The organism is Leisingera sp. McT4-56, from assembly GCF_020514995.1.
Lineage (GTDB): Bacteria > Pseudomonadota > Alphaproteobacteria > Rhodobacterales > Rhodobacteraceae > Leisingera > Leisingera aquaemixtae_A.
Map to the genome: position 1 here is coordinate 219411 of NZ_JAJALF010000001.1, position 26788 is coordinate 246198.

The 26788-nt window shown below is 63.8% G+C and carries 25 protein-coding genes; 17 read left to right on the forward strand and 8 right to left on the reverse strand.

Going from position 1 to position 26788, the window contains the following annotated elements:
- Nucleotides 1-20 precede the first annotated feature (20 nt).
- Nucleotides 21-1580: a caspase family protein gene (locus tag LHL23_RS01040; RefSeq protein ID WP_226428478.1), complete on the forward strand. Its 1560-nt coding sequence runs from the start codon at nucleotides 21-23 to the stop codon at nucleotides 1578-1580.
- A gap of 6 nt (nucleotides 1581-1586) precedes the next feature.
- Here the strand turns inward: LHL23_RS01040 and LHL23_RS01045 are convergent, their stop codons facing one another.
- Nucleotides 1587-1856 carry an usg protein gene (locus tag LHL23_RS01045; protein WP_222475626.1) on the reverse strand — a complete coding sequence of 90 codons (270 nt, stop codon included), beginning with the start codon at nucleotides 1854-1856 and terminating at the stop codon, nucleotides 1587-1589.
- A 224-nt stretch (nucleotides 1857-2080) separates the two neighbouring features.
- Here LHL23_RS01045 and gyrA point away from each other — a divergent pair, with 224 nt between their 5' ends.
- Nucleotides 2081-4789, forward strand: coding sequence for a DNA gyrase subunit A (gyrA, locus tag LHL23_RS01050; protein WP_226428796.1), 2709 nt, complete (start codon nucleotides 2081-2083; stop codon nucleotides 4787-4789).
- Nucleotides 4790-4917: 128 nt separating this feature from the next.
- Nucleotides 4918-5268 (forward strand): DUF6614 family protein, encoded by a 351-nt coding sequence (locus LHL23_RS01055; RefSeq protein ID WP_222475622.1) that lies wholly within the window; start codon nucleotides 4918-4920, stop codon nucleotides 5266-5268.
- Nucleotides 5269-5464: 196 nt separating this feature from the next.
- On the opposite strand, the gene LHL23_RS01060 is transcribed toward LHL23_RS01055, so the two are convergent.
- The 3 genes from LHL23_RS01060 to LHL23_RS01070 are packed head-to-tail and all read right to left on the reverse strand — an operon-like array spanning nucleotide 5465 to nucleotide 8896.
- Nucleotides 5465-6934, reverse strand: coding sequence for a carboxypeptidase M32 (locus LHL23_RS01060; RefSeq protein WP_226428479.1), 1470 nt, complete (start codon nucleotides 6932-6934; stop codon nucleotides 5465-5467).
- 3 nt (nucleotides 6935-6937) lie between these two features.
- Nucleotides 6938-8083 (reverse strand): heme A synthase, encoded by a 1146-nt coding sequence (gene ctaA / locus LHL23_RS01065; RefSeq protein ID WP_226428480.1) that lies wholly within the window; start codon nucleotides 8081-8083, stop codon nucleotides 6938-6940.
- 60 nt (nucleotides 8084-8143) lie between these two features.
- Nucleotides 8144-8896, reverse strand: a complete 753-nt coding sequence (locus tag LHL23_RS01070) for an RNA methyltransferase (protein WP_222475619.1) — start codon at nucleotides 8894-8896, stop codon at nucleotides 8144-8146.
- A 166-nt stretch (nucleotides 8897-9062) separates the two neighbouring features.
- Here LHL23_RS01070 and LHL23_RS01075 point away from each other — a divergent pair, with 166 nt between their 5' ends.
- A complete protein-coding gene (locus tag LHL23_RS01075) occupies nucleotides 9063-9695 on the forward strand; it encodes a thiamine phosphate synthase (protein WP_222475618.1) in 633 nt (210 codons plus the stop codon).
- 15 nt (nucleotides 9696-9710) lie between these two features.
- On the opposite strand, the gene LHL23_RS01080 is transcribed toward LHL23_RS01075, so the two are convergent.
- The gene (locus tag LHL23_RS01080) at nucleotides 9711-10862 is read right to left on the reverse strand and encodes a HupE/UreJ family protein (protein WP_226428481.1); all 1152 of its coding nucleotides are present in this window, start codon (nucleotides 10860-10862) and stop codon (nucleotides 9711-9713) included.
- On the opposite strand from LHL23_RS01080, the gene LHL23_RS01085 reads away from it, so the two are divergent.
- From LHL23_RS01085 to LHL23_RS01100, 4 genes are all read left to right on the forward strand, one after another.
- Nucleotides 10861-11670: a DUF4198 domain-containing protein gene (locus LHL23_RS01085; protein ID WP_226428482.1), complete on the forward strand. Its 810-nt coding sequence runs from the start codon at nucleotides 10861-10863 to the stop codon at nucleotides 11668-11670. The two genes, LHL23_RS01080 and LHL23_RS01085, sit on opposite strands and share 2 nt — an antisense overlap.
- A gap of 41 nt (nucleotides 11671-11711) precedes the next feature.
- On the forward strand, nucleotides 11712-12620 hold the full coding sequence (locus LHL23_RS01090) for a PfkB family carbohydrate kinase (protein WP_222475613.1): 909 nt from the start codon (nucleotides 11712-11714) through the stop codon (nucleotides 12618-12620).
- Nucleotides 12617-13531 (forward strand): pseudouridine-5'-phosphate glycosidase, encoded by a 915-nt coding sequence (locus LHL23_RS01095; RefSeq protein ID WP_226428483.1) that lies wholly within the window; start codon nucleotides 12617-12619, stop codon nucleotides 13529-13531. Before LHL23_RS01090 ends, LHL23_RS01095 begins: the two co-directional genes overlap by 4 nt.
- A 79-nt stretch (nucleotides 13532-13610) precedes the next feature.
- Nucleotides 13611-14327: a DUF502 domain-containing protein gene (locus LHL23_RS01100; RefSeq protein WP_226428484.1), complete on the forward strand. Its 717-nt coding sequence runs from the start codon at nucleotides 13611-13613 to the stop codon at nucleotides 14325-14327.
- Here the strand turns inward: LHL23_RS01100 and LHL23_RS01105 are convergent.
- Both LHL23_RS01105 and LHL23_RS01110 read right to left on the reverse strand, forming a co-directional pair.
- The gene (locus LHL23_RS01105; RefSeq protein ID WP_226428485.1) at nucleotides 14324-15352 is read right to left on the reverse strand and encodes a patatin-like phospholipase family protein; all 1029 of its coding nucleotides are present in this window, start codon (nucleotides 15350-15352) and stop codon (nucleotides 14324-14326) included. The two genes, LHL23_RS01100 and LHL23_RS01105, sit on opposite strands and share 4 nt — an antisense overlap.
- Nucleotides 15353-15454: 102 nt before the next feature.
- A complete protein-coding gene (locus LHL23_RS01110) occupies nucleotides 15455-16228 on the reverse strand; it encodes a 3-hydroxybutyrate dehydrogenase (protein ID WP_226428486.1) in 774 nt (257 codons plus the stop codon).
- Nucleotides 16229-16656: 428 nt separating this feature from the next.
- On the opposite strand from LHL23_RS01110, the gene LHL23_RS01115 reads away from it, so the two are divergent.
- The 5 genes from LHL23_RS01115 to LHL23_RS01135 all read left to right on the forward strand — a co-directional run bounded on the left by LHL23_RS01115 (nucleotide 16657) and on the right by LHL23_RS01135 (nucleotide 20791).
- On the forward strand, nucleotides 16657-18372 hold the full coding sequence (locus LHL23_RS01115; RefSeq protein ID WP_226428797.1) for an extracellular solute-binding protein: 1716 nt from the start codon (nucleotides 16657-16659) through the stop codon (nucleotides 18370-18372).
- Nucleotides 18373-18445: 73 nt separating this feature from the next.
- Complete coding sequence (locus tag LHL23_RS01120) at nucleotides 18446-19279, forward strand: arsenate reductase/protein-tyrosine-phosphatase family protein (protein WP_226428487.1); 834 nt, start codon at nucleotides 18446-18448, stop codon at nucleotides 19277-19279.
- 22 nt (nucleotides 19280-19301) lie between these two features.
- Nucleotides 19302-19778: an arsenate reductase ArsC gene (locus tag LHL23_RS01125; RefSeq protein ID WP_226428488.1), complete on the forward strand. Its 477-nt coding sequence runs from the start codon at nucleotides 19302-19304 to the stop codon at nucleotides 19776-19778.
- On the forward strand, nucleotides 19775-20431 hold the full coding sequence (locus LHL23_RS01130; RefSeq protein ID WP_226428489.1) for an aquaporin: 657 nt from the start codon (nucleotides 19775-19777) through the stop codon (nucleotides 20429-20431). The genes LHL23_RS01125 and LHL23_RS01130 overlap by 4 nt, the downstream gene beginning before the upstream one ends.
- A gap of 129 nt (nucleotides 20432-20560) precedes the next feature.
- The gene (locus LHL23_RS01135; protein ID WP_222475602.1) at nucleotides 20561-20791 is read left to right on the forward strand and encodes a hypothetical protein; all 231 of its coding nucleotides are present in this window, start codon (nucleotides 20561-20563) and stop codon (nucleotides 20789-20791) included.
- Nucleotides 20792-20800: 9 nt separating this feature from the next.
- Here LHL23_RS01135 and LHL23_RS01140 read toward each other — a convergent pair whose 3' ends face one another.
- Entirely contained in the window at nucleotides 20801-21424 is a 624-nt protein-coding gene (locus LHL23_RS01140; RefSeq protein WP_222475601.1) for a helix-turn-helix domain-containing protein, read from the reverse strand.
- 64 nt (nucleotides 21425-21488) lie between these two features.
- On the opposite strand from LHL23_RS01140, the gene LHL23_RS01145 reads away from it, so the two are divergent.
- The 4 genes from LHL23_RS01145 (at nucleotide 21489) to LHL23_RS01160 (ending at nucleotide 26767) form a co-directional block, all read left to right on the forward strand.
- On the forward strand, nucleotides 21489-22994 hold the full coding sequence (locus LHL23_RS01145; protein WP_226428490.1) for a class I adenylate-forming enzyme family protein: 1506 nt from the start codon (nucleotides 21489-21491) through the stop codon (nucleotides 22992-22994).
- Entirely contained in the window at nucleotides 22991-23656 is a 666-nt protein-coding gene (locus LHL23_RS01150; RefSeq protein WP_226428491.1) for a DsbA family oxidoreductase, read from the forward strand. Before LHL23_RS01145 ends, LHL23_RS01150 begins: the two co-directional genes overlap by 4 nt.
- A gap of 152 nt (nucleotides 23657-23808) precedes the next feature.
- On the forward strand, nucleotides 23809-25032 hold the full coding sequence (locus LHL23_RS01155) for a multidrug effflux MFS transporter (protein ID WP_226428492.1): 1224 nt from the start codon (nucleotides 23809-23811) through the stop codon (nucleotides 25030-25032).
- 61 nt (nucleotides 25033-25093) lie between these two features.
- A complete protein-coding gene (locus LHL23_RS01160; protein WP_226428493.1) occupies nucleotides 25094-26767 on the forward strand; it encodes a tetratricopeptide repeat protein in 1674 nt (557 codons plus the stop codon).
- Nucleotides 26768-26788: the final 21 nt, after the last annotated feature.

Consider the following 26788-nt stretch of genomic DNA (forward strand, 5'->3'; position numbering starts at 1 on the left):
TCTCTGTCCGGTGTTGTCCAATGCGTTTTCTGTTTGCTTTGCTTCTCTGCCTCCTTCCCCTCTCCGCCGCCGCGCAGAACCGGATGGCGCTGGTCATCGGCAACAACAGCTATTCCGACGTCCCCGTTCTGGCCAAGGCCCGCGCGGATGCGCAATCCATTGGCACAAAACTGAATGAGCTGGGCTTCACCGTCACCACAGCGCTTGATCAGGACCGCCGCGGCCTGAACCGGAAAATCTCCGAATTCACCGCCCGGCTGGAACCCGGCGACGCGGCTTTTGTCTTCTTTGCCGGGCATGGGGTGGAAATCGACGGCGAGAACTACCTGCTGCCCACCGACATCGCCGCCCCCAGTGCCGGCGGCAGCGATTTTGTGAAGTCCGAGTCGATCGCTTTGTCGGATCTTCTGGACCGTGTCCGCAAAACAGGCGCGCGTTCCGCCGTGGTGATCATCGACGCCTGCCGCAACAACCCGTTCAAGCTGGTCGAAGGCCGCAGCATCGGCACCACCCGCGGCCTTGGACGGATCGCTGCCCCGCAGGGCACCTTCGTGATTTTCTCCGCCGGCGCAGGCCAGTTGGCACTGGACCGGCTGAACGAGGACGACACCGCAGAGAACTCCGTCTTCACCCGCGCGCTGCTGCCGCTGCTGTCCGAACCGGGGCTGGAGCTGCGCACGCTGGTTGCCGGACTGCGGCGCGAGGTGCGTGATCTGGCCCTGACTGTGCAGCACAGCCAAGTGCCTGCATATTATGATGAAATGCTGGGCGAGTTCTATTTCACCCAAGCCGCCGTGCCGGCAGCGCCTGCAAAACCAGCCGCCGCCGCAATGCAGTCAGACTTCGAGATTGCCCGCTCCATCGGACCCCCTCAGGCCCTCGACAGCTTTCTGGAACGCTACTCCGGGCGGGAGGATGAATACACCTACACGGTGGCGCTGCAGCTGAGGCAAGGCCTGGCAACGCCCCAAGCTGAGCCGGAGGCGCCTGCCCAGCAAGCGCCGGAAGCCCCTGATGTTCCGGTCATTCCGGACTCAAGGCAGGTCATGCGCGAAACACAGGCAGCGCTGAACGATATCGGCTGCCAGGCTGGCCGCCCCGACGGGATTGCCGGGCCACGCACCCGCAGCGCTTTTGCGGCTTACCTTGCGGCGGCGGACAGCACCCTCGGCGCCGATGATCTGGGAACCGCCCACGCGCTGGAGGAACTGCGCCAAAAATCCGGAAAAGTCTGCAAGACTGCGCCCAAACCCGTCTCCGCCCCGGCTCCGGCGGCCTCAGCGGAAGCGGCACCTGTTTCTCTAGCGGGCGCCTGGAAGTACAAGGCAACCTGCGCCCTGGTCCTGAAGGTCACTGGGAACGTCCACTATACCCATGCAGGCGGCAACAAATACCACGGGCGGCTCAACGATTCACTAGGCCAGAATGCCAATACCGAGGTTTACCTGAACGGCCAGCAGCTCAGCGGCACGGATTATTTTCCAGGCATCACCGTCACCTGGCGCGGCCGCCTGGCCGAGGACGGGCGCAGCTTCACCGCCAGCGGCTCCACCGGCTGCGCGGTCTATGCCTGGCGCTGATCCCGCTCAGTGGATCTGGAATTCCCCGACCACGTTGCGCCACTCGCCCGGGCCGATCATCTTGCGGTGATTGAACCGCACCGAATGCAGCGGCCCCTCGATCTCGCGCTGCCAGAATTCAATGAACTCGAACAGCCGCGGATGGTCCGGCGCCAGATCGTACTGCTGCCAGACGAACGTATTCAAAACATGGATATGATCCGGCATGTGATAGGTGAATTCTGCCGTAGTCAGCCCGTATCCCCTGAGCATCAGCTCGGTTTCGCTGATCTCCATCTCTAGCCTCCAATTCTTACCCCCTCCTCTTGATGCTAGGGTGCAATTGGTTAATTTCCTCAAAAACAGTGCGTTACCGATGCGTGAACGGCTGGTTTCCGGCATTTGGGGGCTGTGTGCTTGCGCCCCATATACGGTCTCTGATAGGGTGCGAACACAATATATAGACCCAGAAGAAAGAGCGGGCAGCCAACGTGAGCGATACGCCGGAAACTCCTGAAAACATGGACGAAAACCTGCCGGAACGCCCGGCCTATGACGGGCCGACCGTTTCCATCGAAACCGAGATGCGCAACTCGTATCTCGACTATGCGATGTCGGTCATCGTCAGCCGTGCAATTCCGGACCTGCGGGACGGTCTGAAACCGGTTCACCGCCGCATTCTCTATGCGATGCACGAATCCGGCAACACCCATGACAAGGCCTACCGCAAGTCTGCGCGTCCCGTGGGCGACGTGATGGGTAAATACCACCCCCACGGCGACTCCGCGATTTATGACGCGCTGGTGCGGATGGCGCAGGACTTCTCGATGTCGCTGCCGCTTCTGGACGGCCAGGGCAACTTCGGCTCGATGGACGGCGACAACCCGGCGGCCATGCGCTACACCGAGGTCCGCATGGACAAGCCCGCCGCGGCGATCCTGGCGGATATCGAGAAAGAGACCGTCGATTTCCAGGACAACTACGACGGCAAGGACCGCGAGCCGACCGTGCTCCCGGCCCGTTTCCCGAACATGCTGGTCAACGGCGCCGGCGGTATTGCGGTCGGCATGGCCACCAACATCCCGCCGCACAACCTGGGCGAAGTCATCGATGCGACGCTGGCGCTGATCGAGGACCCGGACCTGACCAGCGAGCAGCTGATCGACTACATCCCCGGCCCCGACTTCCCGACCGGCGGCGTGATGCTGGGCCGCTCCGGCGCCCGCAAGGCCTATCTCGAGGGCCGCGGCAGCGTGATCATCCGCTCGAAAACCCGCGTCGAGGAGATCCGCAAGGACCGCTATGCCATTGTCGTGGATGAGATTCCCTATCAGGTGAACAAGGCCGCGATGATCGAGAAGATCGCCGAGCAGGTCCGCGAAAAGCGGATCGAGGGCGTCGCCCACGTGCAGGACGAATCCGACCGCAACGGCGTGCGGGTGGTGGTCGAGCTGAAACGCGACGCCACGCCCGAGGTGGTGCTGAACCAGCTGTTCCGCTTCACCCCGATGCAGACCTCCTTTGGCTGCAACATGCTGGCGCTGAACGGCGGCCGTCCGGAGCAGCTGACACTGCGCAAGTTCCTGACCTCCTTCATCGACTTCCGCGAGGACGTGGTCGCCCGCCGCACCGCTTACGAGCTGCGCAAGGCCCGCGAGCGCAGCCACATCCTGTGCGGTCTGGCCGTTGCTGTCTCCAACGTCGACGAAATTGTCGCCACCATCCGCTCATCTGCCGACGCGGCTGAGGCGCGTGAAAAGCTGATGACCCGCCGCTGGCCGGCTGCCGACATCGCGGATTACATCCGCCTGATCGACGATCCGACCCACACCATGAACGACGACGGGACCTATAACCTCTCTGAGACGCAGGCCCGCGCCATTCTGGAGCTCCGCCTGCAGCGCCTGACCCAGATCGGCGTGAAAGAGGTCACCGACGAGCTGGAAGAACTGGCCCGCAAGATCAAGGAATACCTTGAGATTCTGTCCTCGCGCGAGCGCATCATGGGCATCATCGGCGACGAGCTGCGCGAAGTGCGCGACAACTTCGCCGTGCCGCGCCGCACCGAGATCGTCGACTGGTCCGGCGACATGGAGGACGAGGATCTGATCGAGCGCGAGGACATGGTGGTGACCGTGACCTCCGGCGGCTACATCAAGCGCACGCCGCTGGCCGACTTCCGCGCCCAGAAGCGCGGCGGCAAGGGCGTTTCGGGCATGCAGACCAAGGAAGAGGATGTGATCACCACCCTCTTCGTGGCCAACACCCATACGCAGCTGTTGTTCTTCACCACCGACGGCATGGTCTACAAGCTCAAGACCTGGCGCCTGCCGCAGGGCGGCCGCACCTCCAAGGGCAAGGCAATCGTCAATATTCTGCCGATCCCCACAGGCGTTTCCATCGCCGCCATCATGCCGGTCGATGTGCCCGACGAGGAATGGGAGAACCTGCAGGTGGTCTTTGCGACCTCCGGTGGCGACGTGCGCCGCAACCGTCTGTCGGACTTCACCAACGTCCGCCGCAACGGCAAGATCGCGATGAAACTGCCGGAGGACGGCTCCGTCAAACTGGTGAACGTGCGCATCTGTTCCGAAGACGACGACGTGATGCTGTTCACCAACTCCGGCCGCGCCATCCGCTTCCGCTCCACCGATGTGCGGGTGTTCAACTCGCGCGAATCCACCGGTGTCCGCGGCATCAAGCTGACCGGCGAGGACAGCGTCGTCTCGATGTCGGTAATCCGCCACTCCAAGTACACGCCGGAGCAGCGCACCGCCTACCTCAAGATGCGCCGGGCAATGGCCGGTCTGACCGACGATTCTGAGACCTCGGACGAGGATGCGCCCGAGGATCCGAACTTCTCCACCGAGCTCTATGCGGAGATGTCGGCAGCCGAGAACCTGATCCTGACCATCACCACTGGCGGTTCGGGCAAGCTGTCGTCCTCGCACGATTATCCGGTGCGCGGCCGCGGCGGCATGGGTGTCACCGCGATGGACAAGGCGATGCGCGGCGGTGAGATCGTGGCCTCCTTCCCGGTTGAGCTGGACGACCAGATCATGCTGGCGACCTCCAAGGGCCAGTCGATCCGGGTGCCGGTTGACGGCATCTCCTTCCGCTCGCGCTCGGCCGGCGGCGTGCGGGTGTTCAACACCGGCAAGGGAGAGGAAGTGGTCTCCGTCGCCTGGATTGCCGAGAACGGCGAGGACGAGGACGGCGGCGAGGAATAAGCCCCATCCCATTAGAAACATTGAACGCCGTCCCGTTGCCGGGGCGGCGTTCGCTTTGTTAACGGCCCCCTAACGGATGTTAGGTAATCTTACTGCAAGTTCTGATTTCTCATGAAGGGAATACCCCAATGAACTTGTACCACTGCTCCATCGATCTGCATCACGAGGCCAAGGCGCTGACCTTTGCCAGCGCGGTCGATCAATGGATGGGCTATCTGCATGAACGCGGCGTGGTCCAGGGCTGGCGCCTGCTGCGGCGCAAGCTGGACATGGCCAGCGACACCTGCCGCGACTTCCTGCTGGAAATCGAATTCAGGGACATGACTCAGCTGGATCAGGCTTTCCGCGTCCTCGGCGAACACGACGAGGAGGTCGAAAAGCTCTACACGCATGTCACGGCACTGATCGCCAAGGCTGACATCGGCCTCTACCGCCCCTTCCCGGACCCCGAACGGGCCGAGAGGATGGCGCTGATCTGACGGGCTGGCGCCTCAGATCAGGGTGGGTCCCAGCACAAAGCTGGCAAAGATGAGGTAGGCTACGGCTGTATGCATCAGATTACTCTCTTAACTCTCCCCCCCAGGAGCTTCAGAGAATACGCTTAAAATGGGGCATTTCCGGGGCAGCGGATTTTCTGCTGCCGCCGCAGGGTGTTAGCCGTGTCCCGGTGCCGACTCAGAGGTCGTAGAGCAGGCTGAACTTCTCTTCGAGATAGGCCAGCAGCGGTGCGTGGCCGGGCTCCATGCCAGACGCATGCACGATGGTATCGCGCGGGCTGCGCAAGCCGCCGTGCTGCTGCAGGTTATCCTTCAGCCAGGCGGTTGCGCCGCTGGTGTCGCCCTGGGCCAATTCTGCATCCAGCCCGGGAACATCCCGGCGCAGCGCCTGATAAAGGCAGCCGGCATAGACATTGCCCAGGGAGTAGGTCGGGAAATAGCCGAACAGGCCCACCGACCAATGCACATCCTGCAGGCAGCCGTTGGACGGCTTGTCCACGGCATAGCCGAAGTCCGCTTCGAACCGGTCGTTCCAGGCCGCTTCCAGATCCTTCACCGCCAGATCGCCGCTCATCAGCGCGCGCTCCAGGCCGAACCGCATCATGATATGGAGGTTGTATTGCAGCTCATCCGCTTCCGTCCGGATATAGCCCTTATGCACCGTGTTTACCGCAGCATAGAACGCATCCGCATTGGCAATGCCGAAATCGCCAAAGGCGGCCTTCATCTCCTCAAACAGCCAGCCGGTAAAGGCGCGGCTGCGGCCGATCTGGTTCTCATAGATCCGGCTCTGGCTTTCATGCACCCCCATCGACACGCCGCTGCCCAGCGGGGTCAGCAGGTAATCGCGGCTGATGTTCTGCTCATAGGCGGCATGGCCGACCTCGTGAATGGTGGAGTAGAAGCAGTTGAACGGGTCGTTCTCGCTGGTCCGGGTGGTGATCCGCACGTCCAGGCCAGCGCCGGAGCAGAACGGATGCACCGCCTTGTCCACCCGGCCGTGCCCCATGTCATAGCCGAACTGATTGGCGAGCTTGCGGGTGAGCTGCATTTGCGCGGCTTCGTCAAATGTGCCTTCCAGCCCCTTCGGCGCGGGCTTTTCCAGGACCTTCGCCCGCAGTTCCACCAGGCCGGGCCGCATGGCATCGAAGATTTCCGCGATCCCTGCCCCGGTCATGCCGTGCTCGTAATCCTCGACCATGGCGTCATAGACGTCACCGCCCGCGGCCAGCGCCTGGCCTTCCTGGCGCTTCAGGGACACAACTTCCTCCAGCACCGGCAGGAAGGCTGCCACATCCTCATCCGCCCGCGCGGCGGCCCATTTGCCCTGCGCCTCGGATGTCACCTGGGCAATCTTCTTTGCCAGATCAGCGGGCACCTTGACAGTACGCTCATAGCTGCGGCGGATTTCACGCAGCTGGGCTTCACCCGCCTCATCCTGCGCCTCGGCCTGCTCCAGCCACTCCGCCACCCGCGGGTCGCAGCGGCGGGCGTGCAGCACCGCCTCGATCGCGGCCATTTCCTCACCCCGCTGCGGCGCGGCCCCGCGCGGCATCATGGTTTCCTGATCCCAGCCCAGACGGCCCGCAATCTGCCCCAGCGCCTGGGTTTCGCGCTGGAAGGCCATCAGTTCGTCAAATGCGCTCATGGGTCAGTGATCCTTGATCGAGGTTGCAATGGGATAGGCCGCCAGGAACCGGGCGCGCAGGATCAGCACCCAGACACCGATCGCCACCAGCTGGTGAGTGATCGCAGCGTGGAGCGGCGCGGCGTAAACCACGGTGATGATCCCCAGCAGCACCTGCACGGAGAGCGCTGCAAAAACGGCGTTGAAGGCAAAGCGGGTGCGCGCATGGGCAGAGCTGCGCCCGCGCAGCCAGGCCACCACGCCAAAGGCGAACAGCAGGTAGCCCGCAACCCGGTGGATGAACTGCACCAGCCCCGGGTTTTCAAAGAAGTTCTTCCAGACCGGCTCGAGCATGAAGGGGTTCGGCGGGATCACCTGCCCGCCCATCAGCGGCCAGTCGGTGTAGGAGCGGCCCGCATCAATACCTGCAACCAGCGCGCCAAGCAGGATCTGCAGGAAGGCAAAATGCATCAGGCCGGTGGACAGGCTGAACAGCTTCGCCTCCTTGGCCCGGCGCGCCTGCATCAGCTCGCGCTCCTCGCGGCCCAGCATCAGCACGTACCAGGCAATCAGGCCGAGGATCACAAACGCCAGACCGAGATGCACCGCCAGACGGTAGGAGGCGACAGCGGTCATGCCTTCGCCCTGGGTGACGCCGGACGCCACCATCCACCAGCCGATGGCGCCTTGCACGCCGCCCAGAATGCCAGGCAGGGCCAGGCGGCCAGTCCAGCCGACAGGGACCTTGCGCGCCACGAGGAAGACCAGGAAGCCAAACGCCCAGATCAGGCCGATGGCACGGCCCAGCTGCCGGTGGCCCCATTCCCACCAGTAGATTTCTTTGAAATCAGACAGCTCCATCCACTGGTTCTGGATCCGCCACTGGTCGATCTGCTTGTATTTGTCGAACTCTGCCTGCCATTCAGTCTCGGACATCGGCGGGATCGCCCCGGTCACGGGGCGCCATTCTGTGATCGACAAGCCGGAGTCCGTGAGGCGGGTCAGCCCCCCCACAACGATCATCGCAACCACCAGCGCAAACAGAACCATCAGCCAGGCGCGGATCGCCTTGCGGGCGCCGCCGCGGCCGCGGTCGATCAAACCCGGCTGCACCGCGGGCGCGTCCTTCTTCTCGCCTTCGACCTCTTCGAAAATGCTGCGCTTGCTCATGCTTGCCTCTTTGTCTGTGCTGCCAAGCTAGGGGCGGTTTCGGAATTGGTCCAGAGCGGCTTATTCGCCGCCCCGCTCTTTCCAGCGGACCATCTGCCGCATGATCCCGTGCAGCATCTGCACGTCGGAGCGGGTCATCCGCATCCGGGACCAGAGGTTGCGCAAGTTGGTCTTCATGCCGTCGGCCTTTTCCGGCGGGTAGAAGAAACCGGCCTCGTCCAGCCGCTCCTCGTAGTGCTCCACCAGCTTCTCCACCTCGACGCCGGTTGCCCAGTCGCCCTTGCGCCCCAGATCGGTGGTTTCATGCACCACTTCGCCGGACTGGCGCATCCACTCATAGCCGGTCAGCAGCACGCACTGGCCAAGGTTCAGCGATGCATAGAGCGGGTTCACCGGCACCGAGATGATCGCGTTTGCCTTGGCAATGTCCTCATTCTCAAGGCCCGCGCGTTCGGGGCCGAACATCACCGCGACCTTTTCGCCTGCCGCGATCTTCTCAGCCGCGATCTGCATCGCGCGCTCGGGGCTGTAGACCGGCTTGGTGAGGCCGCGCTGGCGGGCGGTGGTGGCGAACACATAGGTGCAGTCGCCCAGCGCCTCCGGAACGTCCGCGCACAGCTGCGCTTCGTCCAGCAGCCGCCCCGCGCCCGAGGACATCGCCACCGCCTTGGGGTTCGGCCAGCCGTCGCGCGGCGCCACAATGCGCATCCGGTCCAGGCCGAAGTTCCACATCGCCCGCGCCGCGGCGCCGATATTCTCGCCCATCTGCGGGCGGACAAGGACAAAGGCGGGCTGGGGCGTATCGGTGGGCATCGTGTTCTCCGGCAAAATCGGCACTGCTGTACTGCCCGCGCGGCTGCGGGGCAAGGTCCAGCGCGGGTTTGGGCTGCAAATACCGGGGCTTCACCGCCGCAAATCCTTGCGTCCTGCCGGAAATCGGCTAAACACCGTCAAACCGCCTGAACAATGGAGCACCGCCATGGGAAGCCCTGCTGACGCACCCGAGCAGCCGCAGATCTACCTGATCTCCCCGCCGAGTTTTGAGCTGGGCAAATTCCCCGGTCAGCTGGCGCGGGTGCTGGACGAGGTGGACGTTGCCTGCGTGCGTCTGGACCTTGCGAGCCGCGACCAGGACACCCTGAGCCGCGCGGGCGATGCGCTGCGCGAAGTGACGATGGCGCGCGACGTGGCGCTGGTGATCTCTGACCACCAGATCCTGGCGGAGCGGCTGGGCCTGGACGGCGTTCATCTGACCGATGCGTCGAAATCCATCCGCACCGCGCGCAAGGCGCTGGGGCCGGATGCGATTGTCGGCTGTTTCTGCGGCGCCTCGCAGCACGACGGCATGGTGGCCGGCGAAGCGGGCGCGGACTACGTGAGCTTTGGCCCGGTGGGCACCTCCGGCCTGGGCGACGGCGCACAGGCGGAGGCCGATCTGTTCGAATGGTGGTCGAAGATGATCGAAGTGCCAGTCGTGGCCGAAGGCGGCCTGACCGAGGATCTGGTGCGCGGCATCGCGCCCTATACCGACTTCTTTGGCATCGGCGATGAGATCTGGCACACCGAGGACCCGCTGGCCAGCCTCAAGGTGCTGATGCGGGCAATGCACTGACCCGCTGAGGGGTGTTTACAGAAACACCCGCTCCACAAACCAGTAGCCGCCGATCATCGCGATGGTGACAGAGGCCGGGATCGCCACCCGGCCGCGGTATTTCGGATGCCGCCCGAACCACAGGCGCACGCCGAGGTAAGCAGCGGCGATCACCGCCAGCTGGCCCAGTTCCACCCCCACGTTGAAGCCTACGAGCGCGGGCAGGAACTGGTTTTCAGGCAGGCCGAATTCCCCCAGCACCGTGGCAAAGCCCAGACCGTGCAGCAGGCCGAAGCCGAAGATGACAAACGTCCGCCAGCTGTGCAGTTTGCGGGCAAAGATGTTCTCGACCGCGACAAAGACGATCGACAGGGCAATAAGCGGCTCGACGATGGCGGGGTTCACATTGACCATGCCCAGCGCGCCCAGCGCCAGGGTGATGGTATGGGCCACCGTAAACACGCTCACCTGCAACAGCAGCGGTTTTACCCGCGGGCTGAGAAAGAACAGCCCAAGCACAAACAGGATGTGATCCAGCCCCTTTGGCAGGATATGGGTGAAACCGACGGGGAGGTACTCCATGAAGGCCTCGACCGGCATCTTGGCTGCGCCCCCCTGCAGCGGGATGGGGGGTGAGGTCTCGCCGCCTTGCAGATAGCCGGTATAGGGCTCCTCCACCCCGTTCTGCCGCAGCACCACGCCGCCGGAGCCCGCAGGCCAGATGATGCGCAGGCTCCCGGTTCCGGGCGGGATCTCACCTGTGAGTTCAAGGAAGGACGCCCGCGGCAGGCTTGCATCCCCCACTTCGGGAATGGTGATCCGCGCGACGCTCAGCGGGACCGGGCCTGCGGCCTGCACCGCAAACGTCTCCAGCCATTCCTCCGCAAAAAGCCGCACCATCGGCTCCAGCTCGTCTGCGCCCAGTGCGCGCAGCTCATCATAGTCCGCTGCCTGCGCGGTCTGGTTGGTGTCCGACAGACCGTCCAGATTGATCCCGGCAACAAAGGCTTCGATGTTCAGGCGCAGTTCGATGGTGATCTGCCGGTCCGTGATGGTGAAATCGGCGATGGCCGGAGTGACCTCATGCGCGCGGGCTGGCGCGGCCGCTATTGCAACCATGCTGAACAGCAGCGCAAATAGTGTCCGCAGCCAAGTCATACCACGCCTGACAGCCAAGGACCCGTTCATGCAATACCGCCTGTTCTGCTCAATTCTCTGTGCCGGGCTGACCAGTGGGGCCGCGCCGGTGTTATCCCACGAGTTTTGGATTGAGCCGGAGAAATATCAAGTGGATTCCGGAGAAACCGTGGTGGCAAAGCTGCGCAACGGGCAGGAGTTCAAGGGGGCTGAGCAGCCCTATCTGGATCACCGCATCGCGCGTTTTGAGGTCATGCAAGGGCAAACGGCTTCTCCCTACCTCGGGCGGATGGGGGATATGCCGGCCTTTAGCGGCGATACAATGCAGGACGGGCTGGCCGTGCTGATCCACCAGACCCAGCCGCAGACCCTGACCTATGACAGCTGGGAAGAGTTTCAGGCCTTCATTGATCACAAGGCGTTTGGCGATATCCGCACGCAGCACCGGGCGCGCGGCCTGCCGGATGCAGGCTTTGTCGAGCAGTACACCCGCTATGCCAAGGCGCTGGTGGCAATCGGCGATGGCAAGGGGGCCGATCTCACCGCCGGGCTGGAGACCGAGATTGTCGCCCTCGCCAATCCCTATACGGATGACCTGACAGCAGGGCTTCCGGTCCGGGTGCTGTACCAGGGCAAAGCCCGGCCAGAGGCCCAGGTCGAAATCTTTGACAAGTCCCCGGATGGCGCAGTTACCATCAGCACCCGCCTGACGGACGCGCAGGGTGAGGCCGTTGTTCCCCTAGCCCCCGGGCACAGCTACCTGCTGGACACCGTGGTTCTGCGCCCTGCCCCGGATGGCAAGGATTACGTGTGGGAAAGCCTTTGGGCCGCCCTGACATTCGCGGTGCCTTCCCGGTGAAGCCGCTTGCAGAGGCCTGACAAAGGCGGCAATAGGTCAATATGACACAAGCCCCTAACTCTCAGACACCCGCCATCCTGTGCATCGGGTCGGTCCTGTGGGACATTATCGGCCGCTGCACCAATGAAATGCAGCGCGGATCGGACATGCCCGGGCGCATCACCCGCCTGCCCGGCGGTGTGGCCATGAACATCGCCATGACCTTGTCGCGCTTTGGCGTGAAGCCCGCACTGCTGACTTCTGTGGGCCGCGACCCCGAAGGCGACGAGCTGATCCATGCCTGCGGACACTTCGGCCTGATCACCGATCACATCTACCGCTCAGAGGACCTGCCCACCGACCGCTACATGGCTGTGGAAGGCGCCAACGGGCTGATTGCCGCCATTGCCGATGCGCATTCGCTGGAGGCCGCGGGCGACAAGATCCTGCGGCCGCTGTCCGATGGCTCGCTGGGCACCGAGGCCGCGCCTTATGAGGGCCAGGTGGCGCTGGACGGCAACCTGACGCTGTCGCTGCTGGACGACATTGTTGCCAGCCCGGCCTTTGCCAAGGCCGACCTGCGCGTCGCCCCCGCGTCGCCGGGCAAGGCGGAACGGCTGCGCCCGTTCCTGACCCGCACCCGCGGCACGCTCTATGTGAACCTGGAAGAGGCCGGCATCCTGTGCCAGGCGGAGTTCACCGACAGCGAAACCGCCGCCACGGCGATGCTGGACCGGGGTGCTGCCCGGGTGCTGGTCACCGATGGCGGCGCCTCTGCCACTGTGGCGGATGCCGAGGGCGCCATCACCCTGCATCCGCCCCGTGTTACCGTCGCCCGGGTGACCGGTGCAGGCGATACCTTCATGGCCGCCCATATCGTTGCCGAGGCACGGGGCGAAGACCGCAAAACCGCTTTGGCCTCAGCCCTCAAGGCTGCGGCAACCTACGTTTCAGGAGAACCCCCGCTTTGATCGACATTCAGTATTCGTCCGAAGTTCAGGCCGCCAAGGCCGCCGGACAGGCCATCGTTGCGCTGGAAAGCACCATCATCACCCACGGCATGCCTTACCCTCAGAATGTCGAGGTTGCTGCACAGGTGGAGCAGGACATCCGCGACTCTGGCGCCGTGCCCGCCACCATGGCGGTCATAGAAGGCGTGCTGCATGTGGGTCTTGAGCCCGACCAGTTGCAGGCGCTGGGTCAAGCCAAGGGCGTTGCCAAGATCTCCCGTGCTGACATGCCCGCCTGCATCGCCACCGGCAGCACCGGCGCGACCACCGTTGCAGCCACCATGATTGCGGCACGGCTGGCGGGCATTTCCGTCTTTGCCACCGGCGGCATCGGCGGAGTCCATAAGGGCGCTGAGACCTCTTTCGACATTTCCGCCGACCTGATGGAGCTGGCGCAAACCCCGGTGACCGTTGTGGCCGCAGGCGCCAAGGCGATCCTCGACCTGCCGAAGACGCTGGAAGTTCTGGAAACCCAAGGAGTGCCGGTGATTGCCTACCGGCAGGACAGCTTCCCCGCCTTCTGGTCGGCCGTGTCGGAGCTGAAGGCGCCGCTGCGCATGGATGACCCGGCCCAGATCGCCCGCGCCCATGCCACGCGCCAGGCCATGGGCCTGCCCGGGGGCCAGCTGGTGGCCAACCCGATCCCGGCAGACGCCCAGATTGCAGCAGAGGACCTGGCTCCGGTGATCGCCCAGGCCCAGTCCGAAGCGGACGCGCAGGGTGTTGCAGGCAAAGATGTTACTCCTTTCCTGTTGAGCCGCATTTTCGAGCTGACCGAAGGCCGCTCGCTCACGGCGAACATCGCCCTGGTGCGCAACAATGCCCGGCTGGCGGCAAAGATCGCACAGGAACTCAACAATCTCGCACAATGAGTTGATTTTTGGGGCGGAAACCATTGCTCCGCCCCAAAACAGTGCCTAGGTTCCAGCGGAATTCCTGGATAACCGATCTATGACCACGCCATTCGACGAAGAACCCCACCGCCGCCGCGGCCTGTTTGCCAGCCTGCGCGCCTCTTTCTTTACCGGCATCGTAGTGATTGCCCCGGTGGGACTGACTATCTGGCTGTTGTGGTCGGTGATGGGCTGGATCGACAGCGTGGTGCTGCCGCTGGTGCCGCACACCTTCCGCCCCGAGCAGTACATCGGCATCAACCTGCGCGGCGTCGGACTGATCATCTTCCTGCTGTTCACCATCGTCGTGGGCTGGATCGCCAAGGGCCTTATCGGCCGCTCGCTGATCAATTTCGCCGAAAGCCTAGTGGACCGGATGCCGGTGGTGCGCACAGTCTATTCCGGCATCAAGCAGATTTCCGAGACCGTCTTTGCCCAGTCTGAGCGCAGTTTTGAGAAGGCCTGCCTGGTGCAATACCCGCGCAAGGGCATCTGGGCCATCGGCTTCATCTCCACCAATGCCAAGGGCGAGATCGCCAAGCGGGCGGAAACCAGCGGCGGGCTGGTCAGCGTCTTTCTTCCGACCACACCGAACCCCACGTCCGGCTTCCTGCTGTTCGTGCCGGAGGAGGACGTGATCGAGCTGGATATGACGGTGGAGGACTCGGCCAAGCTGGTGATCTCTGCAGGACTGGTCTACCCCAACCCCAAGGACCCCACCAAGCCGGTGGAAAACGGCAAGAAGCCTAAGGCGCTGGAAAAAGAAGACGCCTAACCGAACATCGCCGGCAGATCGGCGGAGGAGCGCACGCCCAGGTTTTCCCGGTCCCGCGCAAGGAAGGCCTCTGCCGCGTCGCGCCCTGCCTGCTTCAGCCGCGCCAGGATCTGCGGCACCGGAAACAGCTTGGTCGTGACCGACAGCTGCGTCATCAGATCGTCATCGGCAATCATGTGAACCCGCACCTGTTTCATCCGGCCCTTCCGGATAGTGCCATCGGCAAGCAGCCGTTGCACGAAGTTGATTGCCCGCAGCTCCCGCAGCAGCGACGAGTTAAAGCTGATCTCATTCACCCGGTTGCGGATCTGCTGCGGCGTCTTCGGGATCTCGTCGCGCTCCAGCGGGTTGATGTTGACGATCACCACATCCCCCGGCAGCGCGTCGCGGAACAGCGGAAACAGCGCCGGGTTGCCGGTATAGCCGCCGTCCCAATAGGCCTCCATCCGGCCGGTTTCCGGGTCCTCGATCTCAACAGCCTGAAACAGGTCCGGCAGGCAGGCGGAGGCAAGAACCGCGTCGGTGCTGATCTCCTCCCCCTCGAAGATGCGGATCTTGCCGCTGCGCACGCAGGTCGCGCAGATGAACAGTTCCGGCCCTTCGCCGGCACAGACTTCGGCAAAGTTGAACTGTTCCACCACCTTGCGCAGCGGATTCTCGTAAAACGGCCCGTAGTGATAGGGAGAGATCACCTGGCTCAGGCTTTCCAGCGGCGAAAACGGCATCGCTGCTTCCAGCGTCCCGGCCCAGGCCACTGCGTCAAACCGCGTCAGCCAATGGGCAAAGCGCATGTCGCCCACCGCCCCCATCCGCTGCCACAGCCGCTCCAGCGCCGCCTTGGCGCCTGCGCGCCCGTCCTGCACCATTCCGGCTTTGAACGCAGCGCCGTTCAGCGCCCCGGCCGAGGTCCCGGTGATGCCCGCGACCTCGATCCCGTCCTCCTCCAGCAGCCGGTCGAGCACGCCCCAAGTAAAGGCCCCATGCGCGCCGCCGCCCTGCAGGGCCAGATTAATCCGTGTCACCAAACGCCACCTGCCTATTTCACCTTTGTGAAAATACTCCGGGGGTGAATTGCCCCTTCAAGGGGCAAGAGGGGGCCGGCCCCCTCCTGCCGTCTCCCCGAAAGCCTACAGCGCCGTCCAGCCGCCGTCGACGCTGATGGTGGTGCCGGTGATCTGCGCCGCCGCGTCCGAACACAGGAACGCCGCGGTGCCGCCCAGCTGCTCCACGGTGGCGAACTCGCGGCTCGGCTGGCGCTCCAGCATGACCTTCTTGATCACCTCTTCCCGGCCCATGTTGTATTTCTCCATGGTGTCGGGGATCTGCGCCTCGACCAGCGGCGTCAGCACATAGCCCGGGCAGATCGCATTGCAGGTGATCGGCTCCTCCGCGGTTTCCAGCGCCACTGTTTTGGTCATCCCAACCACCCCGTGCTTGGCGGCCACATAAGCGGCCTTGTAGGGCGAAGCGGTCAGCCCGTGCGCTGACGCAATATTCACGATCCGGCCCCAGCCCGCCGCACGCATCCTTGGCAGTGCTGCCGCCATGGTGTGGAAATTCGAGTTCATGTTGATGGCGATGATCGCATCCCATTTTTCCTGCGGAAACTCGTCGATCGGCGACACATGCTGAATGCCCGCGTTGTTCACCAGGATGTCGCAGGCCCCGGCCTTTTCGATCAGCGCGCGGCAGTCCGCGCCCTTGGACATATCGGCCTGGACGTACTGGGCCTTGACGCTGAACTCACGGGCGAGTTCAGCTGCCAGCGCGTGATCCTCCTCCCGGTCGGTGAAGGAGTTCAGCACCACATTGGCCCCTGCCCGCGCCAGTTCGCGAGCAACCCCCAGGCCAATGCCAGAATTCGATCCGGTGATAACGGCGGTCTTGCCTTGCAATGTCATCGCTTCCTACCCCATGGCTGATTGAAACTGCCGCCACTGTGCCATGCTGCAGATGCAAAAGAAACGCGTAAGACTACGGATGCCGGGGCGGCCATTGCCGCCATTTCCATCGTTCAAAAAAGCAGAGAAACGGGCAGAAAAAAACGCCCGCACGAGGCGGGCGTTAGTTATTGAGGCAGGTTTCATACAGGCAAGAAACCTATCGAGCAGTGACCCCTTTATAAGCAATTTCCGGCTTTCGTCCAAGCTAAAAGTTTGAAAAGACGAAAAAGCGCACGTAGCGTGCGGAGGCAAGAAAATAAGGGCAGAGCGGGATTGTTGTGAAACTGCAAAAAGAAAATTTCCGGACTCTTGGCGCGGCGCTGGCAGGAATCACCCTGGCCTTTGCCGCGAATTTCGCGCAGGCAGAATCGGCCCATGGCATAGCTATGTACGGGGACCCCGCGCTGCCACCGGATTTTGTGTCTTTACCCTATGCAAACCCGGACGCGCCCAAAGGCGGCAAGGTTGTTTTCGGCAATACCGGAGGTTTTGACAGCCTCAACCCGTTCACCCTTAAGGGGACCACTCCGTGGCAGCTGAGGTTCTGGGGATACGAGAGTCTGATGGGCCGCTCCTGGGATGAACCGTTCACGCTTTACGGGCTTCTGGCCGAATCGGTTGAGGTGCCCGAGGACCGTTCCTGGGTCGAATTCACCCTGCGCGAGGGAGCCCGATTCTCTGACGGCAGCCCGGTGACCGCCGACGACGTGATCTGGTCCTACGAGACATTGGGCACCAAGGGCCACCCGCGCTACCGCGGGTTCTGGACCAAGGTGGAGAAGATCGAACAGACCGGCCCGCGCAGCCTGCGGCTGACCTTCAACACCGAGGACCGGGAATTGGCGCTGATCGCCGGGCTACGCCCGATCCTCAAGAAGGCGCAATGGGAGGGGAAGGAGTTCGGCAGCGACGAGATCGAAGGCGCCCCCATCGGCACCGGCGCCTATGTGGTGAGCAGTTTTGAACCCGGCCGCTTTGTTAGTCTGTCCCGCAACCCGGATTACTGGGGCGCAGATCTGCCTTTGCGCCGCGGCACCCAGAATTTCGACACCCTGCGCATCGACTTTTTTGGCGATGAAACCGTTTTGTTCGAGGCGTTCAAAGCCGGCGAGCTGAGCGCGGTGCGCGAGTTCAACGCCGACAAATGGGACAGCGTCTACAGCTTCCCGGCCATCACCCGCGGCGATGTGGTCAAAAGCGAGATCCCGCATCAGCGCCCCTCCGGCATGACGGGGCTGGTGATGAACACGCGGCGCGCACCGCTGGATGACTGGCGGGTGCGCGAGGCGCTGCTCCTGGCCTTTAACTTCGAGTACATCAACGGCACCGTGACCGGCGGCACCCAACAGCGGATCAGCTCCTATTTCTCCGGCTCGGTGCTGGGGATGCGGCCCGGCGCGGCGGAGGGCAAGGTCCGCACGCTGCTGGCCCCCTTTGCGGACAGCCTGCTGCCCGGCACGCTGGAAGGTTACACCCTTCCCCAGGGTGACGGCAGCAAGCGCAACCGCGGAAACTTGCGCAAAGCAATGAAACTGCTGGAAGAATCCGGCTGGACTGTTACGGACGGGGTCCTGCGCAATGCAGAAGGCACGCCGCTGACGCTCAGCGTGCTGATCCGCCAGGGCGACGGCGAGATGAAGACCGTCACCGAGATCTACGCCCGCGCGCTGGAACGGCTGGGCATCACGCTGACGCCTGAGACCGTGGACAATGCGCAATATGCAGAACGCGAGAACGCCTATGACTTCGACCTCACCCGGTTCCGCCGGGAACTGTCGCTGAGCCCCGGCAACGAGCAGCGCTATTACTGGGGCAGCGACGGCGTGGATCAGCCCGGCAGCCGCAACCTGATGGGCATGGACAGCCCGGCGGCAGAGGCAATGATCGACGCGATGCTGACCGCAACGGAGCCGGAGGATTTCACCGCCGCGGTGCGCGCGCTGGACCGGGTGCTGACCGCGGGGCGCTATGTCATTCCGTTCTGGAGCTTCGACACCGGCCGTATCGCCCACATCAAGGAAATGCGGTTCCCGGACAGATTGCCGATCTATGGCGACCGCACCGAGTTCATGCCCGACGTCTGGTGGTATCAGGCAGACTGACCTTTCCGGTCTGCGCCTTGCCCTGCGCACTGTCCTGTTGACAGCCAGCATCTATTTCCGTATTTCGCGAAATATGGAAATAGAACTTTCAGATAGGCTCAGCGCCCTTGCGCATCCGAACCGGCTGGCGCTGTTCCGGCTGCTGATGCGGCGTTATCCGGATGGCGTTCCCGCCGGCGAGATCGCACAAGCGCTGAAGTTCAAGGCAAACACCGCCTCGGCTTATTTATCGGCGTTGAAACAGGCCGGATTGATCACTCAGCAGCGCACCGGCACCTCGCTGATGTATGCCGCGAACCTGCCGGGGCTGCGCGGCATGTTTGATGCGCTCTTGTCCGGCTGCTGCCGGAACCGTCCCGATATCTGCTCGCCGGCCTTGAGCGGCGAAACAATCGCGCCGGATGCTGAACGGCCTTTGAACGTCCTGTTCGTCTGCACTGGAAACTCGGCCCGGTCTCTGCTGGCCGAGGCGATCCTGAACCACGAGGGCGGCGGCAAGTTCCGCGCCTACTCCGCAGGCACCCGGCCGTCCGCCGCACCGCGCCCCGAAGTGATGTCCCTGCTGCAGGCCAAGGAGATTGACACCAGCGGCCTGCACTCCAAGGATCTGAGCGCCTTTACCGGCCCGGACGCGCCGCAGATGGATTTCATCTTCACCGTCTGCGACCACGCCGCAAACGACGAATGCCCGGCCTGGCCCGGCCAGCCGATGAGCGCCCATTGGGGCCTGGCAGACCCGGCAAAGGCAACGGGCACCGACGCCGAGCGCCGACTGGCCTTCCAGCAGGCCTACGGGCTTTTGCGCAACCGGATCAAAGCCTTTGCTGCGCTGCCCTTCGAAACCCTCGACCGCATGTCGCTCCAGCACCAGGTCGACAGCATCGCCGGCATGAACTCAACCGACTAATCCAACAGAACGGCCAACACAGATGAACATTCTCGTCCTTTGCACGGGCAACTCCGCGCGCTCCATCCTGCTGGAGTCGATTTTCAACACCCATGGCGCAGGCCGCGTCCGGGCCTATTCGGCTGGCTCCAATCCTACCGGTAAAGTGCATCCCCAGTCTTTGGCGCTGCTGGCGGAACTGGGCCATGACACCTCCGGCGCGCGGTCCAAGAGCTGGGATGAGTTTGCCGGCGCCGAGGCACCGGAGATGAATATCGTGATCACCGTCTGCGCCTCTGCCGCCGGTGAAACTTGCCCGGTCTGGCCCGGTGCGCCGCTGCGCGCCCATTGGGGCGTCGAAGACCCGGCAGCAGCGGGGCAGCCGGACTGGGACGCGGCCTTCCGCACCGCCTATTCCACCCTGGAAAAGCGCGCAAAGGCGCTGCTGGCGCTGCCGTTCGAAACCATGGCCCCGGCTGAACTCTCGCAGCTGCTCAAGCGGATCGGAGACATCGCATGACCGCGCAGAAACTGCTGGCCGAGGGGCTGGGCACCGCCATGCTGCTGATCGGGGTGGTCGGCTCCGGCATCATGGCCGAGACGCTGGCGGATGGAAACGTGGCCCTGGCGCTGCTGGCCAATGCGATTGCCACCGGCTGTATGCTCTATGCCATTATCACCACCCTTGGCCCCATTTCCGGCGCCCATTTCAACCCGGCGGTGACGCTGGCCTTTGCCCTGCGGGGCGAGCATTCCTGGAGCGCGGCAGCGCCTTACATCCTGGTGCAGATCGGCGGTGGCATCCTTGGGGTCTGGGCCTGCCACGTGATGTTCGACCTTGCAATTCTGCAAAGCTCCGCCACCATGCACCGCACCGGAACCGCGCAGTGGTTTTCTGAGATCCTGGCCACTTTCGGACTGCTGTTCGTGATCTTCGGCGGCCTCCGCTCGCGGCCCGAGGCAGTGCCTGCGCTGGTCGGCCTCTACATCACCGGCGCCTACTGGTTCACCTCCTCAACCAGCTTTGCCAACCCGGCAGTCACCATCGCCCGCGGCTTCAGCGACACCTTCGCCGGCATCTACCCGGGCCACATCCCGATGTTCATCCTGATGCAGCTGATCGCGGTCGGCATCGGCCATCTGGTGCTGCCGCGGCTGTTTGCCGCCCGCTGACAGGCGGCAAATTTCCGCCTAGCCAGGCCGCCCGGGGGACCCCTCCGGGGGGCACCGTTACAAAAATTCACGAAAAGTGTTACCATGGGCGTCCAACAACCATAAACCGTTTGTCAGGGAGTGCCCCCCATGCCTGTACAAGCAGCAGCTGCCAGCTGGATTGACAGGATGCCCCGCATCAAACAGCGCTTTCCTCATCTGAAAGCAAGCAACGCGCCGTCGATACTGGATGACCGGGACAAATTCGTCGCCTATCTGGCACGGACCCACCATCTTACCCTGAATGAAGCCAAGGAAGAGGTAGAGGATTTTCTGTACATAGAAAGCCTGCTGCGGGAGCTGGACAGCCGCCCGCACTGATCCCCTGCGTCAGGCCAGAGACGTCACCCAGAGGATCGTCGCGTCCTCGGGGCTGACGGAAATCACGTTATGGCCCATCGCCGCGTCGTAATAGGCGCTGTCGCCGCGGCGCATCTCCACCGGCTCGTAGAACTCCGTGTAAAGCTTGACCACGCCGGTCAGCACATAGAGGAATTCTTCGCCGTCGTGGCGCACCCAGCCATCGAATTCATCCATCGACCGCGCCCGCACCCGCGCGCGGTACGGCAGCATCTGCTTGCGGGTCAGCCCGTCGGCCAGCAGCTCGTGCTCATATGTCGCGGTGGCGTGCGCCGAGCCGTCGCCGGACTTGGTCACCGTCATCCGCCCGTTCACCTGGTCCCGCTGCGGCGGAGTGAACAGCTGCGGGATGGAAATCTGCAGCCCTTCTGCCAGCTTCTTCAACGCCTCGTAAGTCGGTGACATCTGGCCGTTTTCGATTTTCGACAGGGTCGAGCGCGCCAGCCCCGCCTGATTGGCCGCATGTTCCAGCGTCCAATCGCGCGCTTTCCGCAGCTCGCGCACGCGGGCGCCCAGGTCCAGGGGTTCTGCTTGATCGTCGCCGCCGTTGGCGCGGGCGATGGTGATCAGGGATTTCGGATCGCGGCTTTTCATGAGAACTCTATAAGCCGCACCTGCGCGCCTTGCAACGCAGGACAGCGCGGGCTAGCCATTTGCCATGCTGTCGGTTTTTGATCAGGGGCCGTTTGCGCCCTGCCCTTCGCCCTTCAATCTTGCGGCCCATGTGCTGCGCCATGCCGCGCGGCTGGCGGACAAGACTGCGCTGTCGGTGCTTGACGGCGATGCCAGCGAGGACTGGAGCTATGCCCGGCTGGAAGCCGCCGTGCGCGGCACCGGAACCGGGCTGCTGCGGGCCGGGCTGAAACCCGGGGACATCGTGCTGATGCGGCTCGGGAACACGGTGGAGTTTCCGGTTGCCTATCTCGGCGCCATCGCCGCCGGGCTGGTGCCGGTTCCGACCTCAGCCCAGCTGACGGAGGTGGAAACCGCCCGGATGATTGCGGATCTGGCGCCGGCCGCGGTGCTGCGCGATCCGGCGGTGGCCTGTGCGAGTCACCCGCGGCAGATCACCATTGCGGATCTTCTGCCGATGCACGAATTGCCGCCCTGCGACTTCGCTTATGGCAATCCTGGCAGACTGGCCTATGTGGTCTACACCTCCGGCACCAGCGGAAATCCGCGCGCCGTGGCGCATGCCCACCAAGCGGTCTGGGCGCGGCAGATGATGGTGGATGGCTGGTACGGCCTGACGGAGGATGACCGGCTGCTGCATGCCGGCGCCTTCAACTGGACCTACACCCTGGGCACCGGGCTGATGGACCCTTGGGCGGCAGGCGCCACGGCACTCATCCCCGCCCCCGGCACGCCGCCGGAGGACCTGCCCGCCCTGCTGCGCCACCACCGCGCCACGATCTTTGCCGCGGCCCCCGGGGTCTACCGCAAGTTCCTGCGCGAGGGGGCCTTGGGCCTGCCCGACCTGCGGCACGGGCTTTGCGCAGGTGAAAAACTGTCCCGTCATGTGCATGAAGCATGGGAGACTGCCACAGGCTGCGGGCTTTACGAGGCTTTCGGGATGTCCGAGTGCTCAACCTTCATCTCCTCCTCACCGTCGCACCCGGCGCGGGACGGCGCCCTGGGCCAGCCGCAGCCGGGCCGCAGGGTTGCAATCATCGGCGCGGACGGGCCGGTGCCGATGGGCGAGGAAGGCACCATCGCCATCCACCGCTCCGACCCGGGACTGATGCTGGGCTACCTGAACGCGCCAGAGGAAACCGCGGCCCGTTACCAGGGCGACTGGTTCCTGACCGGCGATCAGGGGGCGATGTCGGCGGACGGCCAGATCCGCTACCTGGGGCGCGGCGACGACATGATGAATGCGGGCGGCTACCGGGTGTCGCCGATTGAAGTCGAAACCGCACTGGCCGCCCATCCCGGCATCACCCTGGCCGGCGCCGCCGCAGTTGAGGTGAAAGAGGACACCTATATCATCGCCGCCTTCTACACCGGTCCCGAAGAGTTGAAGACGGAAGAGCTGCAGGCCTTTGCATCCCGGCGCCTGGCCCGCTACAAGCAGCCCCGCGCATACGTCCATCTGGACGCGCTGCCCACCGGCGCCAACGGCAAACTGCTGCGCCGCGCCCTGCCTGCCCTGTTCAAAGGATGACCCAAATGGCCACCGTCAAGCTCGACATCCTGTCGGACCCGATCTGCCCCTGGTGCTATATCGGCAAGACCCATCTGGACAAGGCGCTGGCAGAGGTGCCGGACCACCCGTTTGTCATCGAGTGGCACCCGTTCCAGCTGAACCCCGAGATGCCGCGCGAGGGCATGGACCGGCGCGAGTACCTAGAGCGCAAGTTCGGCGGCAAGGACGGCGCGGTAAAGGCTTACGCACCGGTGGTGGAGCACGCGGAAATGGCCGGGCTGACGATCAATTTCGAGGCCATGAAACGCACCCCCAACACGCTGGACGCGCACCGGCTGATCCATTGGGCCGGGATCGAGGGCAAGCAGGCAGAGGTCGTGGACGCCCTGTTCAAGGCCTATTTCGTGGACGCCAAGGACATCGGCGACCATGCGGTTCTGGCGGAAATCGCTCAGGACGCAGGAATGGAGGCGGATGTCACCGCACGGCTTCTGGAGGGCGACAGCGATGTGCAGGAGATCCGCGACCGCGACGCCCATTCCCGCAAGATGGGGGTGAATTCCGTCCCGACCTTCATCGTTGCCAACCAGCACGCGGTGCCCGGTGCGCAGCCGCCGGAACTGTGGAAGCAGGTGATCGAAGATATCCTGCAGCAGCTGAAAGCAGCAGACGCCGGCTGAACCGCCGCGAAATTGCTTAGCATCGCAACCATGCACAGAGGCCTGTGCAGCCGGGCGCTGGCACGGCTGGCGGGTTTATGGTAGCGGAAGCGGACGGCTCCCAGACCGGCCTCATTCCCCGGATCCATCTGAAGAGCTGTTAGAGGTTTCAGATGTCACAGTCCCCCGCCCATGGCATGGCCAAGGCAGAATTCATCGCGCTGATTGCGATGATGTTTGCCACCATTGCGCTGTCGATCGACGCCATGCTGCCCGCTTTGCCGGAGATCGGCCAGACGCTCAGCCCGGACAACATCAACCGGGCGCAGCTGGTGCTGACCTCCTTTGTGCTGGGCATGGGTCTCGGCACCTTCTTTACCGGCCCGCTGTCGGATGCCTTTGGCCGCAAGCCGGTGGTCGCTGCGGGCTGCGCCCTTTATGTCCTGGCCGCGCTGACCGCCTGGCTGTCCCCCTCGCTGGAGGTCTTGCTGATCTCGCGCGTGCTGATGGGAATTGGTGCTGCCGGCCCGCGGATTGTGGGCGTTGCCGTTGTCCGCGACCTTTACTCTGGCCGCGAAATGGCCCGCCTGATGTCGATTGCCATGATGATCTTCATGATTGTTCCGGCCATTGCCCCCTTGATGGGCGCAGGCATCATCGCGCTGTCCGGCTGGCGCGCCATTTTCCTGCTGTTTGCGCTGTTTGCCGCCGTCATTGTCCTCTGGACCAGTGTCCGCCTGCCGGAGACGCTTGCCGCTGACGACCGCCGCGCTTTCCGTGCGCCGCTGTTGATGGCCGCAGTCAAGGAGATGCTCACCCACCCCACGGTTCGATTGTCGATCATGGTGCAGACGCTCTGCCTGGGCATGCTGTTCACCATGCTGACCATGGTGCAGCCGGTCTATGACATCATCTTTGGCCGTGCGGACAGCTTCCCCTTCTGGTTCGGGCTGGTCGCAGTGATTTCCGGCACCGCCAGCCTGCTGAACGCGGCCATCGTGGTCCGGATTGGCATGCGCCGCATCGTCACCGTTTCGCTGGCCGCCCAGATCCTGATCACCGGCGCGATGCTGCTGATCAGCGGCTGGAGCCTGCCGGATCCGTGGATGTTCGGCCTGTTTGTGGCTTGGCAGGCCAGCGTTTTCTTCATGGTGGGCACCACCGTCGGCAATCTCAACGCCATGGCGATGGAGCCGATGGGCCATATCGCCGGTATGGCGGCCTCGGTGATCGGGGCGATCTCGACCGTTCTGGCCGCCGCCGTCGCCGCCCCTGTCGGGCTGCTGTTCGACGGCTCGCTGGTGCCGCTGGCAGCGGGGCTTTTGATCATGGCCTGCATCGCCTTCCTGCTGATGCTGCAAATGGCCAAGGCCGAGGCGCGCTTGCCCGCAGAATAAGCGCCTTGCCCGCAACCTGGCCGCTCCCTAACCTTCCCATGTGAATGGGGAGGTTTTTTTCATGGGCTATGATTACGATCTCGGCAGTTATTCCTGCCCGGTGACAACAGCTTCGTCCGAGGCGCAGCTCTGGTTCGACCGGGGACTGGTCTGGACCTACGGCTACAATCACGAGGAGGCCGTCGCCTGCTTCCGCCGCGCGCTGGAACACGATCCGGACTGCGCCATGGCCCATTGGGGCGTGGCCTATGCGGCAGGACCGAACTACAACCTGCCTTGGGACCTGCGCGATGATAAGGGCCGCGCCAAGGCACTGGTGGAAGCTTACGACGCTGCCCAGGCCGCGCTGAGCGGTATCGAAGGCTGCTCAGAGGTTGAGCAACAGCTGATCCGCGCCATTCAGGCCCGTTACCCCCAGCGCGAAACGGTCGAAGACATGCACGCCTGGGACTACGATTTTGCCGGGGCGATGCGCGCAGCCTTTGCCGCCTGCCCCGATCATCTGGACCTGCGCACGGTCTTTGCCGAAAGCCTGCTGAACCTGACGCCCTGGCAGATGTGGGATCTGAAGTCCGGCCTGCCCGCCGACGGTGCCGCCACGCTGGAGGCGCAGGAGGTGCTGGAACGGGCGATGGACAGTGAACCGGGCGCAATGCAGCATCCCGGGCTGCTGCATCTCTACGTGCATTTGATGGAAATGTCGCCGACGCCCGAAAAAGCGCTGAAGGCCGCGGATGTGCTGCGCACGCTGGTGCCGGATGCGGGCCATCTGGTGCATATGCCGACCCATATCGACGTGCTTTGCGGCGATTACCACAGCGTTGTGCACTGGAACCAAAAGGCGATAGAGGCGGACCTGAAGTTCTACGAGCGCGAAGGCGCCTTCAACATCTATACCGGCTATCGCCAGCATGATTACCACTTCGTCATCTTCGGGGCGATGTTCCTGGGCCAGATCGAACCCGCGCTGGCGGCCAATCAGGGCATTCTGGACACCACGCCGGAAGACATGCTGCGCATCGAAAGCCCGCCGATGGCGGACTATTTCGAAAGCTACATGGCGATGCACCCGCATATCCTGGTCCGCTTTGGCCGCTGGGATGAGGCGATGGCGCTGGAGCTGCCGGAGGATCAGAAACTTTACTGCACCCTGACCGCAAACACCCATTACGCCCGCGCCATTGCCTATGCCGCCACCGGCCGCGTGGCAGAGGCAGAGGCGGAGGAGCAGCTTTTCCTGGCCGCCAAGGCCCGGGTGCCCGACACCCGTCTGCTGCACAACAACCGCGTTGTGGATCTGCTTGAAATCGCAACGGAAATGCTGCGCGGCGAGATTGAGTACCGCAAGGAGAACTTTGACGCGGCATTTGCGCATCTGCACCGCTCGACGGAGCTGGACGACAACCTGCCCTATGATGAACCCTGGGGCTGGATGCAGCCCACCCGCCACGCGCTGGGGGCGCTGCTGTTCGAGCAGGGACGCATTGAGGAGGCCGAAGCCGTCTACCGCGCCGACCTCGGGCTGGACGGCACCTTGTCACGCGCATCCGTGCATCCCGGCAATATCTGGAGCCTGAAGGGGCTGCATGACTGCCTGAAAGCCCGCCGCGAAACCGTTGAAATCCGGCACATTAAACAGCAGCTGGATCTGGCGCTGGCGCGGGCGGACCAGGCCGTGGGCGCGTCCTGTTTCTGCGCCCAGGCAGCGATGGCGCCCAGCCCCTGCTGCGGCTGAGCAAATTTTCTGCGAAGAAAT

What these genes read in the sequence shown, in the direction of transcription:
- LHL23_RS01040 (WP_226428478.1), top strand. Translation starts at nt 21, where the DNA reads ATGCGTTTTCTGTTTGCTTTGCTTCTCTGCCTCCTTCCCCTCTCCGCC.
- LHL23_RS01045 (WP_222475626.1), bottom strand. Translation starts at nt 1,856, where the DNA reads ATGGAGATCAGCGAAACCGAGCTGATGCTCAGGGGATACGGGCTGACT.
- gyrA (WP_226428796.1), top strand. Translation starts at nt 2,081, where the DNA reads ATGGACGAAAACCTGCCGGAACGCCCGGCCTATGACGGGCCGACCGTT.
- LHL23_RS01055 (WP_222475622.1), top strand. Translation starts at nt 4,918, where the DNA reads ATGAACTTGTACCACTGCTCCATCGATCTGCATCACGAGGCCAAGGCG.
- LHL23_RS01060 (WP_226428479.1), bottom strand. Translation starts at nt 6,934, where the DNA reads ATGAGCGCATTTGACGAACTGATGGCCTTCCAGCGCGAAACCCAGGCG.
- ctaA (WP_226428480.1), bottom strand. Translation starts at nt 8,083, where the DNA reads ATGAGCAAGCGCAGCATTTTCGAAGAGGTCGAAGGCGAGAAGAAGGAC.
- LHL23_RS01070 (WP_222475619.1), bottom strand. Translation starts at nt 8,896, where the DNA reads ATGCCCACCGATACGCCCCAGCCCGCCTTTGTCCTTGTCCGCCCGCAG.
- LHL23_RS01075 (WP_222475618.1), top strand. Translation starts at nt 9,063, where the DNA reads ATGGGAAGCCCTGCTGACGCACCCGAGCAGCCGCAGATCTACCTGATC.
- LHL23_RS01085 (WP_226428482.1), top strand. Translation starts at nt 10,861, where the DNA reads ATGCAATACCGCCTGTTCTGCTCAATTCTCTGTGCCGGGCTGACCAGT.
- LHL23_RS01080 (WP_226428481.1), bottom strand. Translation starts at nt 10,862, where the DNA reads ATGAACGGGTCCTTGGCTGTCAGGCGTGGTATGACTTGGCTGCGGACA.
- LHL23_RS01090 (WP_222475613.1), top strand. Translation starts at nt 11,712, where the DNA reads ATGACACAAGCCCCTAACTCTCAGACACCCGCCATCCTGTGCATCGGG.
- LHL23_RS01100 (WP_226428484.1), top strand. Translation starts at nt 13,611, where the DNA reads ATGACCACGCCATTCGACGAAGAACCCCACCGCCGCCGCGGCCTGTTT.
- LHL23_RS01110 (WP_226428486.1), bottom strand. Translation starts at nt 16,228, where the DNA reads ATGACATTGCAAGGCAAGACCGCCGTTATCACCGGATCGAATTCTGGC.
- LHL23_RS01115 (WP_226428797.1), top strand. Translation starts at nt 16,657, where the DNA reads ATGTACGGGGACCCCGCGCTGCCACCGGATTTTGTGTCTTTACCCTAT.
- LHL23_RS01120 (WP_226428487.1), top strand. Translation starts at nt 18,446, where the DNA reads ATGGAAATAGAACTTTCAGATAGGCTCAGCGCCCTTGCGCATCCGAAC.
- LHL23_RS01125 (WP_226428488.1), top strand. Translation starts at nt 19,302, where the DNA reads ATGAACATTCTCGTCCTTTGCACGGGCAACTCCGCGCGCTCCATCCTG.
- LHL23_RS01130 (WP_226428489.1), top strand. Translation starts at nt 19,775, where the DNA reads ATGACCGCGCAGAAACTGCTGGCCGAGGGGCTGGGCACCGCCATGCTG.
- LHL23_RS01135 (WP_222475602.1), top strand. Translation starts at nt 20,561, where the DNA reads ATGCCTGTACAAGCAGCAGCTGCCAGCTGGATTGACAGGATGCCCCGC.
- LHL23_RS01140 (WP_222475601.1), bottom strand. Translation starts at nt 21,424, where the DNA reads ATGAAAAGCCGCGATCCGAAATCCCTGATCACCATCGCCCGCGCCAAC.
- LHL23_RS01145 (WP_226428490.1), top strand. Translation starts at nt 21,489, where the DNA reads ATGCTGTCGGTTTTTGATCAGGGGCCGTTTGCGCCCTGCCCTTCGCCC.
- LHL23_RS01150 (WP_226428491.1), top strand. Translation starts at nt 22,991, where the DNA reads ATGACCCAAATGGCCACCGTCAAGCTCGACATCCTGTCGGACCCGATC.
- LHL23_RS01155 (WP_226428492.1), top strand. Translation starts at nt 23,809, where the DNA reads ATGTCACAGTCCCCCGCCCATGGCATGGCCAAGGCAGAATTCATCGCG.
- LHL23_RS01160 (WP_226428493.1), top strand. Translation starts at nt 25,094, where the DNA reads ATGGGCTATGATTACGATCTCGGCAGTTATTCCTGCCCGGTGACAACA.